Genomic DNA, 18,388 nt, shown 5'->3' with positions numbered 1-18,388 from the left:
AGAATTGGAAGCAAGGAATATTTCGAAATTTTATTTGACAACAATGAATTCATCGAATTAGATGCGAAAATGACCTCCAAGGATTTATTGCATTTTGTTGACACCAAAAAATATTCAGACCGTTTGAAAGACGTGATGGAAAAAACCAAATTGACCGATGCGGTTCGCACCGGAGTGGGAAAATCAAAAGGAAAAGATTTAGTGGTTTGTTGTATGGATTTTGCCTTTATTGGTGGTTCCATTGGTGGTGTTGTGGGCGAAAAGGTAGTACGCGGAATAGACTATTCTATCAAAAACAACATTCCATTTGTAATGATTTCAAAATCAGGTGGAGCCAGAATGATGGAAGCAGCTTATTCGTTGATGCAATTAGCAAAAACCTCTGCAAAATTGGCCCAATTAGCCGAAGCAAAAATTCCTTATATTTCATTATGTACAGATCCAACAACGGGGGGAACAACAGCTTCTTATGCGATGCTTGGTGATATCAACATTTCTGAACCCGGAGCATTAATAGGTTTTGCCGGACCAAGAGTTGTAAAAGACACCACCGGAAAAGATTTGCCAGAAGGTTTTCAAACTGCCGAATTTGTTCTTGAACATGGTTTTCTAGACTTTATAACACCAAGAAAAGATTTGAAAGATTCCATCAATTTGTACATTGATTTGATACAGAATATCAATATTAGATAAATGAAAATCCCGAGTATTCAATATCTTTTTTTGTTAGTTTTATTTGCATTTGCTTCTTGTTCGAAAAGTTCAGACAATGTAACGACTTATGATAGTTCAAATATTACAAACTATGGATGGCATTTGAATAGTGAAAAATTATCTCAAGCTGTTGATATAAATAAGGATGGCGTTTTTTCTTTGGATGCGACAGAAGAGTTTGATTGTAAAAAAAATGAGATAATTCGATTTAACTCATATGACAATATTCATTTTGAACTCATAAACTCTAATTTTGTTGGCTTAACGACCTATAGTGCCAACAATACTATTGAATCATTCGAATGTAATACAAATTTAAATACGGGCAGATATACTGGAACATTTATAATGTCAGGTCCAAACACAATTGAATTAAAATATTTGACAACTAATCTTTTAGGTAATTTTATTCCTGGATATATAATTAAATATAGTTTAAAAGACAACAAACTAATTACCACTTCTACAGTGAAATATCCTGTATCATATAATGTTCAGTCTCAAAGTTGGAATTATTCTGAATTAGAAGTCAATAGAGAGTATATTCCAATTACTAATTAAATTTGACCCAGAATATCAATGTTAGATAAATGAAAGTCCCGATTGCTCGGGATTTTTTTTGCTTAATCTAGAAAAATATTAACTCTGAAAACTGTAATTCCCGAGAAGTCGGGAATTACATTCCTGTTCTAATCGCCTCTACAGGATCTAATTTTGAAGCAGAAATTGCAGGGAGAATGCCCGAAATTAGACCAATTATAGCAGCAAGTCCTGTTCCTAAAAGAATATTTCCCATTCCCAAAACGAATTCAAACTCCAAGGTTTTAGTTAAAACAAGTGCAATAATCCAAACCATAAACAAACCTATAATCCCTCCTATCACAGAAAGAATAATGGCTTCAAATAGGAATTGGAATAATATGAATCTGTTTTTGGCACCAAGAGATTTTTGAATTCCAATTAAGTTGGTTCTCTCTTTTACAGAAACAAACATAATATTGGCAATACCAAAACCTCCTACAAGCAATGAAAATCCGCTGATTATCCAACCTACTACATTCATTTTTGAAATAATTCCATCAATAAAATCTGTAAAACCAGAAAAAACATTAATAAAGAAATTATCAATTTCTCCAGCTTTCAATCCTCTAAAGTTTCTTAATTTTTGAGTAATTTCAGCTTTATAAGCTTCCATATCAACTCCACTTTGAGGTTTAAATATAATTACATTTACAATTGACTTATTATTATCACCATATAATTGTCTGACAAAATTTACAGGAATGAAAGCAGAAGTGTCATTGTTGTTTCCAAAAGACAATCCGCCACCTTTCTTTTTCAAAACCCCAATAACAGTAAACCGTTGTCCATACAAACGTATCTTTTTGCCAATAGGTTCAGAATCTTCAAAGAGTGATTTTGCAATTTCATATCCAATAACCACAACCGAAGCAGCAGAATTGGCTTCAGATTCATTGTAAAATCTTCCTTCTTCAAATTCCAATCCTTGTATTTCAATAAACTCGTGTGAAACCGGAACGATATTTACATCCGAAACCGTATTTGATTCATACTTAATGGATTCTCTTTTGGTAAATATTTGGTATCCCAATTGATCAGTGTTGGTCATTGCCCCTTTCAAATAGAGGTATTCATCATATTTTACATTCGGGAATTGTTCTCTTTTCCATTCCGGAATTTCGGAAGGACCAAACGACATTCTCATTAAATAAATGGTGTTTTTATCTAAAGAGCTCAAATCCTTTGTAATTTTTCTATCCAAAGAATCTACTGCGGCAAGCACAGCAATTATCGAAAAAATCCCAATCGTAACACCCAGTAAGGACAAAAGGGTACGCAATTTATTGTTTCGCAAAGCATTCATTGCAAAACGGAAACTCTCAGATAATAGTCGGAAATAAACTAGCATAAAACGGTGTTTTGTGTTATTGTAAAATTCCAAAAATTTTATTCATAAACCTAATGAAAATTCACTAACCCATTGGTAGTTATTTTTAAAATATTGTTACAGAAATAGATTTGAATTTTAAAATCAAAAAAACTACTTTTGCACGACAAAATTCACACTACACAATGAACACAACTAAAACAATCAAATCTGCATTAATTTCTGTCTTTTCAAAAGATGGTTTAGAACCAATAATACGAAAATTACACGAGCAAAATGTAATTTTTTACTCCACTGGTGGCACCGAAGAATTTATCAAAAACCTTGGCATTCCTGTGATACCGGTCGAAGATGTAACTTCATACCCATCTATCCTTGGCGGAAGAGTGAAAACCTTGCACCCAAAAGTTTTTGGAGGCATCTTAAATCGTCAGGACAATGAAACTGATGTTCAGCAAATGCAGGAATATAACATTCCACAAATTGATTTGGTTATTGTTGACTTGTATCCTTTTGAAAAAACGGTTGCTTCTGGCGCAAGTGAAGAAGATATTATCGAAAAAATTGACATTGGTGGTATTTCTCTAATCCGTGCTGCTGCAAAAAACTTTAAAGACACGGTAATTGTTCCATCTGTGGCCGAATATAGTTTGCTTTTGGATTTGATCACAATTCAAAATGGTGCAACAACATTGGAAAACAGAAAATTGTTTGCTACTAAAGCATTTCACGTTTCTTCTCATTATGACACGGCTATTTTCAATTATTTCAATACTGACGAAACTATTTTCAAAGTAAGTATTGCTGACGGGCAAATATTGAGATATGGAGAAAATCCACATCAAAAAGGATTTTTCTTTGGCGATTTTGACGCAATGTTCAAAAAAGTTCACGGAAAAGAATTGTCTTATAATAATTTATTGGATGTAGATGCAGCCGTAAATTTAATTAATGAGTTTAAAAATGACGGACCAACTTTCGCCATTTTGAAACACAATAATGCGTGTGGATTAGCAACAAGGCCAACCATTAGCGAAGCTTATAATGTAGCTTTAGCTTGTGACCCAACCTCCGCATTTGGTGGAGTTTTGATTGCAAATACAAAAATTGATGTAGCCACTGCAACTGAAATTAACAAATTATTTTGTGAAGTTGTCATTGCTCCAAGTTATGACGAAGCTGCCATTGCCATTTTACAAGAAAAGAAAAACAGAATTATATTGGTTCAAAACGAAGTAGAATTACCACAAAAACAAGTGCGAACTTGCTTGAACGGAATTTTAGTTCAAGAAAGAAACAACATCACAGATACTAAAGCAGACTTAAAAACCGTTACAGTAACAACTCCTACAGAACAAGAAATAAATGATTTAATATTTGCGTCTAAAGTGTGTAAAAACACAAAATCAAACACGATTGTATTTGCAAAAAATGGAACTTTGATTTCGTCTGGAACTGGTCAAACATCAAGAGTTGATGCTTTGTTACAAGCTATTGAAAAAGCGAAAACTTTTGGATTTAGTTTAGAAGGAGCTTCTATGGCGAGTGATGCTTTTTTCCCGTTTCCGGATTGTGTTGAAATTGCAAAGAACGCTGGAATAACAGCCGTAATTCAGCCAGGAGGCTCAATAAAAGACCAATTAAGCATAGATTATTGCAATGAAAATAAAGTTGCAATGGTATTTACAGGAACACGTCATTTCAAACATTAATTTGTTTAGCTTTGTACATTATTTTTTTATAAATTTTTATACCCTATTAAACTTATGGGATTTTTTGATTTCATGACCGAGGATATTGCGATAGACCTTGGTACCGCAAACACTTTAATCATTCACAATGATAAAGTAGTTATTGACAGCCCTTCGATAGTTGCTCGCGACAGAGTATCTGGAAAAATCATTGCTGTTGGCAAAGAAGCCAACATGATGCAAGGTAAAACCCATGAAAACATTAAAACGATAAGACCTTTGAAAGATGGTGTAATTGCTGATTTTGATGCTTCCGAAAAAATGATAAGCATGCTTATAAAAAGCATTCCTGCTTTGAAAAAAAGAATGTTTACTCCTGCATTAAGAATGGTCGTTTGTATTCCTTCCGGAATTACTGAAGTGGAGATGAGAGCTGTTAAAGAATCTTGTGAAAGAGTAAATGGTAAAGAAGTTTATTTGATACACGAACCTATGGCAGCCGCTATTGGTATTGGTATTGACATTATGCAACCAAAAGGAAACATGATTGTGGATATAGGTGGTGGAACGACTGAAATCGCAGTAATCGCATTAGGCGGTATTGTTTGCGACAAATCAGTAAAAATTGCAGGTGACGTTTTCACCAATGACATCGTATATTATATGCGTACCCAACACAACCTTTTTGTTGGAGAAAGTACTGCAGAAAAAATAAAAATTCAAGTTGGAGCCGCTATCGAAGATTTAGAAACTCCTCCAGAAGATATGTCAGTTCAAGGTAGAGATTTACTTACCGGAAAACCAAAACAAGTATCCGTTTCTTACCGAGAAATTGCAAAAGCATTAGACAAATCAATTCAAAGAGTTGAAGATGCTGTTATGGAAACTTTGTCTCAAACGCCACCAGAATTAGCTGCTGATATTTACAATACAGGAATTTATCTTGCCGGCGGAGGATCAATGTTGAGAGGCCTTGATAAAAGAATTTCACAAAAAACAGATTTACCTGTTTATATTGCCGAAGATCCTTTAAGAGCAGTTGTTCGAGGAACTGGAATGGCGCTAAAAAATCTTGCTAGATTTAAAAGTGTTTTAATTAAATAAAAAATGTTTAATTTAGTGACGAGTTTAAATTTTCAACATACATTATACAGGTAAAAAATGCAGCAAATATTTAATTTTATTTATAAAAACAGTAATAGATTGCTGTTTTTGCTGCTTTTGGGTATTTCGTTATTTCTATCTATTCAATCCCATTCTTATCATCGAAGTAAAATCATAAGTTCTGCTAATTTTTTGAGTGGCGGAGTCTATGAAAGAATCAATAATGTTAGTGAATATTTGAATTTAAGAACTCAAAACGATGCTCTTGCCCAAGAAAATGCAAAGTTGAGAAGCCTTCTTTTCAATGCTAAAGACACTACTGCAATTCCAAAATTAGATAGTATAAAAGGACTTCATCCTGATGACATCATAGTTTCAAAAGTAATTCACAATACATTTAACACTCACGAAAATTATTTAACCCTTAATTCTGGTAGTCTTCAAGGCGTGAAACAAGATATGGGTGTAATTAATAGTTTGGGAATTGTAGGGATAATCGACAACACCTCGAGCAACTATTCAACGGTAATCAGTATTTTAAATGTCAAATCCCAAATAAACGCAAAACTAAAAAAATCAAATCATTTTGGTTCTTTGAGTTGGAATGGCAAAAGCACTGGTTTTGTTCAATTGACAGATGTTCCTAGATTAGCCTCCATAAGAAAAGGAGATACCATCGTAACTGGTGGACAATCGGTTATATTTCCTGAAAACATAAATATTGGAACTATTGACAAAATAGAATTTGACAATCAAACCCATTATTATACTATACAGGTAAAATTATTTAATGATATGACTAATTTAGGTCACGTTTATATTCTTAAAAGTAAAAACAGGGAAGAAATTATTAATTTAGAAAAGAAAAGTAAAAATGAATAGCACATTATTCGTAAATATTTTTCGTTTCATTCTGCTACTAGCGGTTCAAATTATTATTTTCAATAATATGAACTTTTTGGGCTATATCAGTCCATATCCCTATATCCTTTTTATCATATTATATCCCGTAAACGGCAATAAATCAGGTTTATTAGTAGCTAGCTTTTTCCTTGGACTTATTATGGATATGCTCAGTAACTCGGGTGGGATTCACACAACAGCTTGTGTCATTTTAGCGTATTACAGACCTTATTTATTTAAGTTCTCTTTTGGTCTTAGCTATGAATACCAAACCGTTAAATTGAATGATGTAATTACTCCCGAAAGGTTTTCGTTTATATTACTATCGGTATTAATTCATCATTTTATATTGTTTACTTTAGAAGCGTTTAAATTCAGCTTTATTTTAGACATTTTACTTCGAACCATATTAAGTACCGTCTTTACAATTATTATCTGCATCATTATAATATATCTTATTAAGCCTAATCGAAGATGAGAAAAGTGTTGCTTCCTACCTTGATTATTATTGCAGCGTCTTTACTGGTGTTACGCCTTTTCTATTTGCAAGTTATTGATGATTCTTTCAAATTAAAATCAGACAATAATGCCATAAAAATTAAATATGACTATCCTGAAAGAGGTTATATTTATGACAGAAACGGTAAATTATTGGTTGCAAACCAGCCCTCTTATGATATTATGGTAATTCCAAGAGACATAAAAAATTTGGACACCTTGGAATTTTGTCAATTATTGGATGTTACAAAAGAGGACTTTTTAAAAAAAATAGCCAAAGCCAAAGTATACAGTCCACGATTGCCCTCGGTTTTTTTAGCTCAATTGAATAAAAGTGAGTTTGCGGCATTTCAGGAAAAAATTCGAAAATTTGATGGATTCTATTTTCAAAAACGTTCCCTTCGTGATTATCAGGTTAATTTTGGAGCCAATGTTTTTGGGTTTATTACTCAAGTCAATGATAAATTGATTGAAAAGAATCCATATTATAACAGTGGTGATTTAATAGGAAAACAAGGTGTTGAACAAAGTTATGAAGAAATTCTGCGCGGAATAAAAGGGGTGAAATATTTTCAGAAAGACAAATACAACCGAGAAATCGGCTCATTCAAAGAAGGAAAATACGACACTATTGCTGTTCAAGGTGAAGATATAAATTTAACTATTGATGCTGAACTTCAAAAATATGGAGAGGAATTAATGATCAATAAAAGAGGTGGAATTGTTGCTATAGAACCAAAAACCGGTGAGATATTAGCACTTATAACCGCCCCATCTTATGACCCGGGAATTTTAGTAGGTCGCCAACGTTCCAAAAATTATACATTATTATATCGCGATTCAATTGCAAAACCTCTTTATGATAGAGGATTATTGGCTGAATATTCTCCTGGTTCCCCTTTCAAAATTATGACTGGACTTGTAGGTCTTCAAGAAGGAGTAGTAAATGAACACACTACTTTTATGTGTAATCACGGTTTTGCTTATGCTCCTGGTCGATTTCAAAGATGCCATTGTGGCGGTGGCGTTCGTGATCTTCACGTTGGAATCTATAAATCATGTAATGCCTATTTTTCGAATGTTTACTTAAGAACTATCGGTAAATATGCAAGCGCTCCTTATGCGGTTGATGTTTGGAGTGATCATATAAAAAGTTTTGGATTAGGACAATTTATGGGCTATGACTTACCTACTGGTAAAAAAGGAAAGATTCCCACTTCAAAAACCTATAAAAAAATGTATCCCGATTGGAGTTATAGTGGTAAAACTATTATTTCAAATGCCATCGGACAAGGAGAAGTCTTAATGACACCTATTCAACTTGCGAATATGATGGCGGCTGTTGCCAATGAAGGGTATTATTACACTCCTCATATCATCAAAAAAATTAAAGGTGAAAAAATTGACACTCGGTTTACAACAAAACATGTAACCACAATAGATAAAAAATATTTTAAACCTATGATAAGCGGTTTATTTGATGTTTACAACATGGGAACAGCTGCTGGTTTAAAAGTAGAAGGTATCGATATTTGTGGAAAAACAGGAACAGCCGAAAATTTTGCGAAAATTAATGGCAAAAGAACACAACTGCAAGACCATTCGATTTTTGTAGCTTTTGCACCCAAAGACAATCCGAAAATTGCCATTGCTATTATGATTGAAAACGGAGGTTTTGGATCTACAATAGCCGGGCCAATTGCCAGTTTGATGATTGAAAAATACCTTAGAAATAAAATCACAAGAACTGATTTAGAAACTCGGATTCTTGCAAAAAGTTTACAAGGTGAATATGCAAAATTAGGTGGACTTTCTGAAACCGTAAAATTGCAAATGAGAAAACAGGATTCTATTTTGAAAAGTAAAATAATAGTTCCAAAAATAAAAATAGATACAACTAAACAACTATAAGCGATTCATTTCAAATGAAAAATCAAAGTTTAACCAACAACATCGACTGGATATGTATCGCTATCTATATAGTTTTAGTGCTAATGGGTTGGCTGAACATCTATTCCTCATCCTTATCTTCAATGGAAGGAATCGCTGACAAACAGCTTATATTTATAATTTTAACCATTCCGTTAATTTTTATTGTCCTTTATGTTGATGGAAAATTCTATGAAAAATATGCCAGTATAATTTTCGGAATTTCCTTATTATCGCTGGTTGGGCTATTCGCTTTTGGCAAAACTATAGCCGGACAACGTTGCTGGTATGGCATTGGAAGTTTTACTATTCAACCATCTGAGTTTGCTAAAGCTGCAACCGCATTGGCATTAGCTAAATATTTAAGTGATTCTCAAATTAATTTAAAAGATGTCAATAGGCAAATTCAGGCCTTAGCTATCGTCTTTTTACCTGTGATGTTAATTTTACCTCAGCCCGATCCGGGAAGTGCATTGATATATAGTATTTTTATCATTGTTTTATATCGCGAAGGCTTACCCGCTTGGTATGTTTGGACTGGATTTATCACTATCCTTTTATTTGTATTAACGCTTGTATTACAACCTCAATATGTGATACTTCTTGCTTTAGCTGCGATTGTATTTATTCATTTCAAGTCAAGATTAGGAGATAGAAATTTGGTTTTAAGCAGTATTCTTTTTATTCTGATTTCTGGATTTGTCTTGTCTGTAAATTATGTTTTTGAAAATGTATTTAAGCAACATCACCGAGATCGTTTTAATATCTTATTAGGAAAATCAGTTGATATGAAAGGTATTGGATACAATACCAATCAATCCGAAATTGCTATTGGATCCGGAGGCTGGTTTGGAAAAGGATTTCTTGAAGGCACACAAACTAAAGGAGGATTTGTACCAGAACAACACACTGATTATATTTTCACAACCGTGGGAGAAGAATGGGGTTTCCTAGGCTCTATGTTTGTAATTGCTTTGTTTGTGGGGTTATTTCTAAGGGTAATTTATCTCGCAGAAAGACAAAAAACAAAGTTTAGCCGAGTTTATGGCTACTGCGTAGCGGGAATTTTATTCATTCATTTTTTTGTGAATATTGCTATGGTATTGGGGATTTTTCCAACCATTGGTGTACCTCTACCTTTCTTTTCTTATGGAGGTTCCGGGCTTTGGGGCTTCACCATTTTGCTCTTTATTTTTATAAAAATGGATGCCAATAAGGTAAATGAGTGGTAATTAATTAAAGCTCCACCAATTATAATCACTTCTTTTTTCCAAAGTGTTTTCGTTCTTATCGTGTAATTTTGGAAAGAAATCAATTGCAGTCATCTTTTCAATACTGTCAACCAAAACCACAAAATCACATAATGGTTTTTCAACTTTACCATTTGGCATATAAAAAGTAGCCCTTATATACTTTGTCAAAACAATTATCCCTCGATAAAACAAAAAACAATCCAAAAAGTAAAACTGTTATAACTCCAAAACTAAAAACGCTCCGATAATTCTTAACGAATCTCCGCAGCGTAATAGCAATCAACGACTTTTTTGATTTATTTTTTGATAAAATAATCGCTTTATGTTTTAACTAATTTTTGTTTCTTTATAGTTTGAGGTATGCTTTTTTTCACAACCGGTTTAGATTGTAAATCATCCAAAACATTTAAGGCTTCTTCCACATAAATATCTTTGGTTAAGCTCTCGTGCCATCTTTCTCTTTTTTCTTTAAGAGAAGCGTCTGTCTTCATTAATTCTGCTTCCTGAGGCAATGAAGTGAACTTTACGTGGTAATCATAATCCGCAATTGGCTTGTATTTTTTATTGGTTTCTTCTATTGCTTTTTGACTCATTTTAAATTCTTCCATTTTTAAACTATATAGATTTTCGTGGCTTCTTTCATCAATCCATTTTGCATTTTCTTCAATCAATTTAAACTGAGGATTTTGTGCAATTCTTTTCTTACTATCAATGATTGCTTTATCAAATTTAGTGTTGTTTGTCCACACATTATATGGTGCAGGATCTATTTTATCCCAAGGCATCGCATTATCAACATCGCGTTCCCCCATTTTCAAATAGGCATATCTATCTGGCATAACAACATCACTGCTCACTCCTTCAAGTTGTGTTGAACCACCATTTATTCTATAAAACTTTTGGGTAGTTGTTTTTAAAGCTCCTAAATCTCCTTCACTGCTACTTCTAACAAATGAATTCAAATCAATCACATTTTGAACAGTTCCTTTACCATAAGTTTGTTTGCTGCCAATGATAATTCCTCTTTTATAATCCTGAATGGCTGCTGCCAAAATCTCAGAAGCCGAAGCAGAGAAACTATTAACCATAATTACTAATGGTCCATCCCATTCAATTTTTTTATCACGGTCGTACAAAACTTCTTTTTTTCTTCCCGCAGATTTTATTTGTACAATTGGACCTTGTTCAATAAACAATCCAGCAATATCAACTACTGTTGAAAGTGAACCTCCGCCATCATCTCGAACGTCAAGAACAATTCCGTTTACGCCAGCTTTTTTCAAAGATTCCACTTCAGCTGCCACATCTTTTCCTGCATCTCTTCCGTCTTTGTTTTCGAAATCAATGTAAAATTTAGGCAAATATATCACCCCATATTTTACTCCATTCCTCTCTACAACACTTGATTTTACATACGTTTCCTCAATTTCAACAATATCTCTTATTATAGAAATCGTTTTTATTGAACCATCCACTTTCTTAACGGTAAGACGCACTTCAGACCCTTTTGGTCCTTTAATTTTTTTGACAACATCATCTAGACGCATTCCAACAATATCAACAGGTTCATCACTTCCCTGAGCTACTTTCATCACTATATCGCCTGCTTCGAGTTTTTTTCCTCTCCAAGCCGGACCTCCGGAAATAAGATCCGTGATTTCGGTAAGGTCATTTTTCTTTTGAAGACGTGCGCCAATTCCTTCGAATTTCCCACTGATGCTTACGTCAAAACGTTCTTTTTCTTCAGGTGGAAAATAATTAGTATGTGGGTCAAATCGAGATGTAATGGAATTAACATATACAGAAAACCAATCATCTCTTGTTAAATCCTTCATGAAACCAAAATATTCATCCAATGATTTCATAGAACTATCACGAGTAATTTTTTCTAATTCTTCAAAAGTTTTGGGTTTACCACCCGAAGATTTATCTGTTTTGTCTTTTTGTGAATCATTCGAATTATCAACAATTTCGTCTGGATTTAAGACATCCGAAGCGCTTTTGTTATCTTTATCAACAATACCTTTTTCCTTATTTTCCTGAATTTTCAAGCGATCTGTCAATGACGAAAGTGTAGACAATTTAATTTGTTTGCGCCATCTTTCTTTTAATTCGGTTGCATTTTTAGCATAAGGCGCTTTTTCGTAATCCGTATTGAAAGTTTCGTTAACTGAATAATCAAAAGGAGTGCTCAAAATATCTTTATACAGTTTTTTTCCTTCATCCATTCTTTTCATCAAACGGTTGTATGTAAGTTCAAAGAAAGTGAGGTCTTTATTCAGCAATTCATCGTCAAGTAGCAATTCGTATTTTGAAAACTCATCAATATCCGATTGCAGGAAAAACCTTTTGGAGGGATCCAATGCTTCAATATAATCTTTGTAAATGCCTTTAGAAAAAGCATCGTCAATAGCGGCAGGATTATAATGTCCTTTTTCGATTACAAACGTCAATAACTCCAACAGCATTTTATCCTTTTCAGGATCATTACTTTTAGCGGAATTAATCTTGAATGCAAATAGTGATACTGAAAGTAAAACTACAGCAATAATTATTTTAATATTTCTTTTCATAAAGTCAATAATTCTATCCATAAATATATAAAATCCAAATTACGGAAAAAACTATGCCAACAAATGCTAAGGCTCGCATAAATTTTTGTTAAAGGTATAAAATAGTTTTTTTTATTTCGGGTTTAATCTTTGAACTAGATTAATTTTGTTTCTTTGTTTACTGAAAACTACCTCATTATTATTTGAAATTTAACAAAACTAATTTGAAAACTTCCTCCATAAAACAAGGCATACCTCTAATCTTGGTTACCAACGATGATGGAATTTCGGCTCCCGGAATCCGTGCATTAATTGAAATTATGGCAGAAATAGGCACGGTTGTAGTGGTTGCTCCTGACAGTCCTCAAAGTGCCACGGGTCATTCCATTACCATAAATAACACGTTGTTTATCAATAAAATTTCCAAGGAAAAGGATGCTATTCAGGAATACAGCACTTCCGGAACTCCTGTTGATTGTGTCAAACTAGCCGTAAACGAAATTCTGAAACGAAAACCGGATTTGTGCGTGTCAGGGATTAATCATGGTTCGAATTCTTCGATAAATGTTATATATTCCGGAACGATGAGTGCTGCTGTTGAAGCCGGAATCGAAGGAATTCCCGCTATTGGTTTTTCACTTCTAGATTATAGTTGGAATGCCGATTTTGAACCCATAAAATCATTTATTAGAACAATTACTTTGGAAGTTTTGGAAAACGGGCTTCCTGAAAGTGTAATTCTAAACGTAAATTTTCCAAAATTGGAGAAAAAAGAAATAAAAGGAATAAAAATTTGTCGTCAGGCAAAAGCGCTTTGGATAGAAAAATTTGACAAGCGTCAAACACCTCAAGGAAGAGATTATTATTGGCTCACCGGAGAATTTATTAACGAAGACAAAGGAGAAGATACTGATGAATGGGCACTTGCCAATTGCTATGTTTCTGTGGTCCCAGTACAATTTGATTTGACTGCATACCACGCTATGCAACAACTTAACACCTGGAAATGGAATGAATAAAATAGATTTATTGATTGGTTTTGCTATAGGAATTTTAGCTTCAATAGTTGGATGCTATATCTTCGTTATTTTTTTTACTGACTTTGATTTTATTTCTGGAATTGAAAGCATGAAATCAGAGGGAAAATTGGGAAAATTAATTACTTTGGGTTCCATTCTTGATTTGGTTGCTTTTGGCGTTTTACTAAAATTGAATAAAGATATTATGGCTCGCGGTGTTGTTTTGGCTGTCATTATAATTGCCATTGTTACTTTATTTGCCTAAATTTGATTAAACAGCAAAAATGAAATACTACATTATAGCAGGAGAAGCATCGGGAGATTTACACGGTTCCAATTTGATGAAGGCTTTGTTCAAAGAAGATCCAAACGCCGATATTAGGTTTTGGGGTGGCGATTTGATGCAGGATGTTGGCGGTACTTTGGTGAAACATTACAAAGAATTGGCTTTTATGGGTTTTGTGGAAGTGCTATTTCATTTGAAAACTATTTTGAACAACATCACTATTTGCAAAAAGGATATTACTGCTTTTCAACCCGACGTGATTGTGTTTATTGATTATCCGGGTTTCAATCTGCGTATTGCCAAATGGGCCAAAGAAGCCGGTTTCAAAACCCATTATTATATTTCGCCCCAAATATGGGCCTGGAAAGAAAGTCGAATTGCAGATATCAAAAGCGATGTCGATAAAATGTATGTGATTTTGCCTTTCGAAAAGGATTTTTACGAAAAAAAGCATCATTTCCTAATTGAATTTGTTGGCCACCCTTTGATTGATGCCATTCACAACCAACCGATAATTGACTCTGTTTTTTTTAGAGCTGAAAATCAATTAAATGAGAAACCCATTATTGCCATTTTACCCGGCAGCCGAAAACAAGAAATCACCAAAATGCTTTCAATAATGTTGAGTGTGGTTGATGATTTTCCGGAATACCAATTTGTGATTGCCGGTGCGCCAAGTCAGGATTTTGCTTTTTATGAGGGCTTTATTACCAACGAAAACATCAAGTTTGTATCAAACCAAACCTACCCTTTATTACAGAATGCAACTGCCGCATTGGTAACTTCTGGAACAGCAACACTTGAAACTGCCCTTTTTAAAGTTCCGGAAGTGGTTTGTTACAAAGGAAGTTGGGCTTCCTACCAAATCGCGAAACGCATCATTACCTTAAAATATATTTCTCTGGTGAACCTTATTATGGACGAAGAAGTCGTTACCGAATTGATTCAGGAAAACTGCAATACAAAACGCATCCGTGAAGAATTGAAAAAAATACTGGAACCCCGTTATCGTGAAAAACTTTTACATAAATATGAAGTGTTGGAAGCGAAGTTGGGAGGCATCGGAGCCAGCGAAAAAACTGCAAAATTGATTGTGGGAGATTTGTGATAATTCTTAATACACAATTTTCTTGGTGACTGTTTGTCCGTTTTTCAAGCTCACTTTTATAATTAAAGTTTGTTGGTTAGAAACCAAATTAAGTATCGAGAGATCGTTACGGTTGACTTTCTCTTTTTTGTACATTTGTCTACCTAGAAGGTCATATATTAACACTTTATCAATTGTTTCAATTGCTGAATTTACTTTTATTTGTTTGTTTTTATTGGAAACCAGAATCTGGTTTTCGAGTGTTTCAAAACCTTTATTGCTTAAAGTTTTATTGGTATAACGCAGGACAAATCGGTCGTTGAAGGTTCCACTCCCAGTAGTGAAAGTATAAGGTAAATGTTTCAAATCATAAATTACATTTAATACCTTGTCTTCCAAGTATATGTTTTCATCTTTAATAAAAACCCCATCAACCTCATCAATTTCAATTTTATAGCTTCCAGCATTAGTAATTACATATCCAAGTGGAACTAAATCAGTGTCTTCAAACGGCAAAGCACGACCTTGAATAACTAAATTTTTATCATTTATAATGGAATAAATATCGATTTCATTGTCTGTATAAGATTCTCCATCATACAATCTATCGATATCATTTGTTGCACCGGCTACATACCCCACTAATGTTTGTCTAAAGACCTTTTGATTATTCGAAAGATTCAACCAAATTCTATTTTTTTCTAATAATGTCGTCTTGTCTGCTACTGTTGTTTTAAAAAATTGTGAATTGTCTCCTGTAGTTCTCAACCTCATATTGTTTTTGAAGGTAACATCAAAGTCAGAATGAATATCCGCAAAAAATCCTTGTCCAGCAGCAATAATTCCAGTAGGTTTTAAATTGTCAGTCCCTGTAATATCTGTTGTGGCTTTTGTCCCTGTTCCTCCTGTAACATTCCAACTTGCATAATCTGCAACATTATATTGCGTTCCTGAAAATGGTGTGGAAGAAGTCCAAAAATACAATGTTCCGTCTAATCCAACATTTGCAGGATTTGTTAAAAATTTAGTAGCATCTATAGCACTTGAATACGGATTGGCTAATAATATGGTATTTCCTGTGACATCAGAAGTTCCATCATAACTATCTGCTGGTACTTTAACGATCCCATTATTAGGAACTCCAGTAAAATCAAAGTTATTAATTCCAGCGGCAGCCACTCTTGTTATGAACCCTCTTCCAGGAACAGTTGTTGTTATATCAGCCCATTTACCTTCAACTGTTCCATCTAAATTCCACATATAACTTCGATCATAAGCCAAAGGTATTTGTGACAATACGTTCCCTTTAACAGGAGAGCCCCAATAAACATAGTCTTTCGCATCCATCGAACGTGCAGTTCTAGTCATTTTGATATTGCCCGTATTTATGTTTGTCGTTGCGTTATCAACTTCTGTAATTTGAACTAAATTTCCACCATTTTTAATCAAAATATCTGTTCCGATTGTGTTCTTTATTGCATTAGTAACCGTCAATAATTTCTTGCTATCAATTTGAAGTGCTGAAGACGTAATTGTTAATTCGTTTCCAATAAGTATTTCGCTCGAACTAGAAATTGTTTTTGTTCCAGAACCCGAAATACCAACATTATAATAGGAAGCAAAGGGGGTAATGTTTTGATCTGCTCCAGCATATTCTACTTTTGAACCTGTTTCGAGTGTAATTGTTGGTCCACCATTTGTGACCGTATCAATTCCTGTATTTGTGTTACCGGTAAAACCAGCTGTATTATTTAGTTTGAATGTAGCTCCATTCTTTACAGTAAATTTACCACCAGTTTGAAATTTAATTCCTGTTGAAGTTCCAGAATTAAAAACATTCGTACCACTAACAATAATATTAGCATAAGTTATAGTTGGCGCGCTCAATCTAATATTTGTAGTCGATGTTCCTGTATATTCGAAAATAGTATTTGATCCGAGAGAATAGGTTCCACCTGATTCTGGTTTAGAAAATGTAGTTCCTCCTAATATATATTTCGAAGTTCCAACCATAGTGATGCTAGAAGTATCAGAACCAAAATTATTGTTCCCTGCATCAAAAACAGTTGAACCTGAAATTGTAATTGTACCTATTGTGTTATTTTTACTTATTAATGTTTTTGTACCACCATTTGAAAAGGTAATATTCTGATAAGTTGGAGCCGTCAAGCCCTGCACAGCTTGATTCCCATTTAAACCATATTCTACAGTACTTCCTGGATTAAGAGTAGGGATAATTGAGGGGATAGTAGTATTTGTGCCCACAAAACCGTCTTTATCACGAGTAATAAATGTCCCAGTGATGTTAATTATTGAAGTACCTCCTCCATTTATAATTTGATTTTCTGCTCCATTATCAAATATTCCTCCAGCAGCTACGCTTAAAGTTGCATTATTTAGGCGCAAATCATTACCTCCAAGCAATAACTTGCCAGCAGAAACAGCAATTGCACCAGTAACATTTAAAATAGAATTTAATGTAACGATTCCTGATGATGATGCTTCAAAACCTGTTAAAGTATTAGCTACGCCATTATTAACAGTTGCATTATCAGGAAAAACAACTGAGCCACCAGCAAATTTAATAGTGCCTTTGTTATCTACAGTTCCTCCAGTTGAGGAATACACTCCTGTAATAGTTAGAGTTACTCCAGTGTCAATTTGAAGTGTGCCACCGTTTAAAGCTATGTTACCAAGGGTTTGATTGGAGTTTATTTTTAATTTTGAGCCAGTGTTAATTGTAGTAATGCCGGAGTACGTTTTAGGAGAGCCACTATAAACCACTGTGGCTGTATTGTTGATTGTTACTCCGGAAGTTCCTGCAATGTCTCCCGAAAAGGTTACTTGTTGCGCTCCATAAATATTAATAGGATTATCACTAAAGTTTCTAATACTATTATTAAAAAGTAAATAACCATTAATTGGATTAATCTCCATAAAATTTCCTCCAGAATTTACGAAAATATTCACATTAAAAGTATGTGTTGTATATGTTACATAATTTTCAATTTTACAATTACCATTATTATTTTGAAAATAAATTCCTCTTGAAGCATTCGTATTTATTATTCTATCAGGAGTTCCGTTCATAAACAATATTTGATTTACACTATAATCATTAATACTATTTAAATTCATTGTTGGATATATTACATTATCAAATTTGATTATATTAAAACTTGCACTACAATCTGGTCTTTGTCTAGCCCCAACTCCTGAATTAGTCCACCACCAATTTCCTCCAGCAGCTGAAGTACAGCCACTTCCCCAATCCCATTCTCCATTCGCAGATGAACTATTCCAATAAATTATGTCTTGAGCATTTGCACTTAACGAAAACATCATTATAGTTAAAAATAAAAACTGTTGTATCTTTTTTTGTAAAAAAACCTTCATAAGCGATATTCTTTTATTAATATGTTGAACTTCAATTTGTTCTTATT

General features: G+C 33.7%; 15 protein-coding genes. 11 read left to right on the top strand and 4 right to left on the bottom strand.

Features of this window, described 5'->3' with window-relative positions; all coding sequences use genetic code 11:
* Window positions 1-693: acetyl-CoA carboxylase carboxyltransferase subunit beta (locus ACH2BV_RS00360; RefSeq protein WP_395048421.1), on the top strand; the 693-nt coding region annotated here is incomplete at its 5' end.
* The gene (locus ACH2BV_RS00355) at window positions 694-1,275 is read left to right on the top strand and encodes a hypothetical protein (RefSeq protein ID WP_395048419.1); all 582 of its coding nucleotides are present in this window, start codon (window positions 694-696) and stop codon (window positions 1,273-1,275) included. It abuts the gene before it with no gap.
* Between the two features lie 115 nt (window positions 1,276-1,390).
* Here the strand turns inward: ACH2BV_RS00355 and ACH2BV_RS00350 are convergent, their stop codons facing one another.
* The gene (locus tag ACH2BV_RS00350) at window positions 1,391-2,644 is read right to left on the bottom strand and encodes an ABC transporter permease (RefSeq protein ID WP_395048418.1); all 1,254 of its coding nucleotides are present in this window, start codon (window positions 2,642-2,644) and stop codon (window positions 1,391-1,393) included.
* 164 nt (window positions 2,645-2,808) lie between these two features.
* Between ACH2BV_RS00350 and purH the strand changes: the two genes are divergently transcribed.
* The 6 genes from purH to rodA are packed head-to-tail and all read left to right on the top strand — an operon-like array spanning window position 2,809 to window position 9,980.
* Window positions 2,809-4,335 (top strand): bifunctional phosphoribosylaminoimidazolecarboxamide formyltransferase/IMP cyclohydrolase, encoded by a 1,527-nt coding sequence (purH, locus tag ACH2BV_RS00345; protein ID WP_395048417.1) that lies wholly within the window; start codon window positions 2,809-2,811, stop codon window positions 4,333-4,335.
* Window positions 4,336-4,389: 54 nt separating this feature from the next.
* Window positions 4,390-5,418: a rod shape-determining protein gene (locus ACH2BV_RS00340; protein WP_143389689.1), complete on the top strand. Its 1,029-nt coding sequence runs from the start codon at window positions 4,390-4,392 to the stop codon at window positions 5,416-5,418.
* 57 nt (window positions 5,419-5,475) lie between these two features.
* A complete protein-coding gene (gene mreC / locus ACH2BV_RS00335) occupies window positions 5,476-6,300 on the top strand; it encodes a rod shape-determining protein MreC (protein ID WP_395048416.1) in 825 nt (274 codons plus the stop codon).
* Complete coding sequence (locus ACH2BV_RS00330; protein ID WP_395048415.1) at window positions 6,293-6,799, top strand: rod shape-determining protein MreD; 507 nt, start codon at window positions 6,293-6,295, stop codon at window positions 6,797-6,799. The genes mreC and ACH2BV_RS00330 overlap by 8 nt, the downstream gene beginning before the upstream one ends.
* Window positions 6,796-8,730 (top strand): penicillin-binding protein 2, encoded by a 1,935-nt coding sequence (gene mrdA / locus ACH2BV_RS00325; protein WP_395048414.1) that lies wholly within the window; start codon window positions 6,796-6,798, stop codon window positions 8,728-8,730. Before ACH2BV_RS00330 ends, mrdA begins: the two co-directional genes overlap by 4 nt.
* A gap of 14 nt (window positions 8,731-8,744) precedes the next feature.
* Window positions 8,745-9,980, top strand: a complete 1,236-nt coding sequence (gene rodA, locus ACH2BV_RS00320) for a rod shape-determining protein RodA (protein ID WP_395048413.1) — start codon at window positions 8,745-8,747, stop codon at window positions 9,978-9,980.
* Here the strand turns inward: rodA and ACH2BV_RS00315 are convergent, their stop codons facing one another.
* Together ACH2BV_RS00315 and ACH2BV_RS00310 are read right to left on the bottom strand one after the other, a co-directional pair.
* Complete coding sequence (locus tag ACH2BV_RS00315) at window positions 9,981-10,169, bottom strand: hypothetical protein (RefSeq protein ID WP_395048412.1); 189 nt, start codon at window positions 10,167-10,169, stop codon at window positions 9,981-9,983.
* A gap of 152 nt (window positions 10,170-10,321) precedes the next feature.
* Window positions 10,322-12,595: a carboxy terminal-processing peptidase gene (locus ACH2BV_RS00310; protein ID WP_395048411.1), complete on the bottom strand. Its 2,274-nt coding sequence runs from the start codon at window positions 12,593-12,595 to the stop codon at window positions 10,322-10,324.
* 197 nt (window positions 12,596-12,792) lie between these two features.
* On the opposite strand from ACH2BV_RS00310, the gene surE reads away from it, so the two are divergent.
* Genes surE through lpxB form a run of 3 tightly spaced genes read left to right on the top strand, consistent with a single transcriptional unit; the run spans window position 12,793 to window position 14,966 of the window.
* Complete coding sequence (gene surE, locus ACH2BV_RS00305; RefSeq protein ID WP_395048424.1) at window positions 12,793-13,572, top strand: 5'/3'-nucleotidase SurE; 780 nt, start codon at window positions 12,793-12,795, stop codon at window positions 13,570-13,572.
* Window positions 13,565-13,837 carry a hypothetical protein gene (locus ACH2BV_RS00300; RefSeq protein ID WP_395048409.1) on the top strand — a complete coding sequence of 91 codons (273 nt, stop codon included), beginning with the start codon at window positions 13,565-13,567 and terminating at the stop codon, window positions 13,835-13,837. The genes surE and ACH2BV_RS00300 overlap by 8 nt, the downstream gene beginning before the upstream one ends.
* A 19-nt stretch (window positions 13,838-13,856) precedes the next feature.
* Window positions 13,857-14,966, top strand: a complete 1,110-nt coding sequence (gene lpxB, locus ACH2BV_RS00295; RefSeq protein ID WP_395048407.1) for a lipid-A-disaccharide synthase — start codon at window positions 13,857-13,859, stop codon at window positions 14,964-14,966.
* Between the two features lie 6 nt (window positions 14,967-14,972).
* Here the strand turns inward: lpxB and ACH2BV_RS00290 are convergent, their stop codons facing one another.
* Window positions 14,973-18,341, bottom strand: a complete 3,369-nt coding sequence (locus tag ACH2BV_RS00290; protein WP_395048405.1) for a T9SS sorting signal type C domain-containing protein — start codon at window positions 18,339-18,341, stop codon at window positions 14,973-14,975.
* Window positions 18,342-18,388 lie beyond the last annotated feature (47 nt).

It is taken from the genome of Flavobacterium sp., assembly GCF_043780635.1.
GTDB lineage: Bacteria > Bacteroidota > Bacteroidia > Flavobacteriales > Flavobacteriaceae > Flavobacterium.
Note: the sequence above shows the minus strand (reverse complement) of the source record. Positions and strands in the feature narration are given on the sequence as shown.

Excerpts from the sequence above, each read along its gene's own strand:
- ACH2BV_RS00330 (WP_395048415.1), top strand. The coding sequence starts at position 6,293 with ATGAATAGCACATTATTCGTAAATATTTTTCGTTTCATTCTGCTACTA.
- lpxB (WP_395048407.1), top strand. The coding sequence starts at position 13,857 with ATGAAATACTACATTATAGCAGGAGAAGCATCGGGAGATTTACACGGT.
- mreC (WP_395048416.1), top strand. The coding sequence starts at position 5,476 with ATGCAGCAAATATTTAATTTTATTTATAAAAACAGTAATAGATTGCTG.
- ACH2BV_RS00290 (WP_395048405.1), bottom strand. The coding sequence starts at position 18,341 with ATGAAGGTTTTTTTACAAAAAAAGATACAACAGTTTTTATTTTTAACT.
- ACH2BV_RS00350 (WP_395048418.1), bottom strand. The coding sequence starts at position 2,644 with ATGCTAGTTTATTTCCGACTATTATCTGAGAGTTTCCGTTTTGCAATG.
- ACH2BV_RS00300 (WP_395048409.1), top strand. The coding sequence starts at position 13,565 with ATGAATAAAATAGATTTATTGATTGGTTTTGCTATAGGAATTTTAGCT.
- ACH2BV_RS00310 (WP_395048411.1), bottom strand. The coding sequence starts at position 12,595 with ATGGATAGAATTATTGACTTTATGAAAAGAAATATTAAAATAATTATT.
- rodA (WP_395048413.1), top strand. The coding sequence starts at position 8,745 with ATGAAAAATCAAAGTTTAACCAACAACATCGACTGGATATGTATCGCT.
- ACH2BV_RS00340 (WP_143389689.1), top strand. The coding sequence starts at position 4,390 with ATGGGATTTTTTGATTTCATGACCGAGGATATTGCGATAGACCTTGGT.
- ACH2BV_RS00355 (WP_395048419.1), top strand. The coding sequence starts at position 694 with ATGAAAATCCCGAGTATTCAATATCTTTTTTTGTTAGTTTTATTTGCA.
- mrdA (WP_395048414.1), top strand. The coding sequence starts at position 6,796 with ATGAGAAAAGTGTTGCTTCCTACCTTGATTATTATTGCAGCGTCTTTA.
- purH (WP_395048417.1), top strand. The coding sequence starts at position 2,809 with ATGAACACAACTAAAACAATCAAATCTGCATTAATTTCTGTCTTTTCA.